Raw genomic sequence first — 347 nt, forward strand, 5'->3', positions numbered from 1 at the left:
CGAGCACTCGGTCAGCGGCTACTGGCGGGGTAGTGCGGGCATGGACAGCAGCTGAGGCGCCTCAGCTGCCGTAGCCGCCGCGCCGGATCCACAGTTGTTCGAGGCCGGCGCGGGCGCGGATCTCGGCGGCGGGGCGACCCCGCCCGCCGCTGGCGCCGTAGATGCGGGCCCGCGGGGTTGCGGGCAGCGGGAAGGCACCCCCGCGCCGCGTCGACAGGGGCAGGTTGAGCGCGCCGGGAAAGTGCCCGGCGGCGTATTCGTCGGCTTCGCGCACGTCGATCCAGGCGATGTTTTCGAGTGCCCTGGCTTCATTGCGCGAGATTTCGGGCGGGCCGCCGCTGCTGCCT

1 protein-coding gene is annotated in these 347 nt (G+C 73.5%); it reads right to left on the bottom strand.

The features are described 5' to 3' along the window. Positions 1 to 61 precede the first annotated feature (61 nt). Positions 62 to 347: rhodanese-like domain-containing protein (locus tag ACEWQZ_RS00585; protein ID WP_476481130.1), on the bottom strand; the 286-nt coding region annotated here is incomplete at its 5' end.

This window comes from Wenzhouxiangella sp. YN1, from assembly GCF_056324145.1.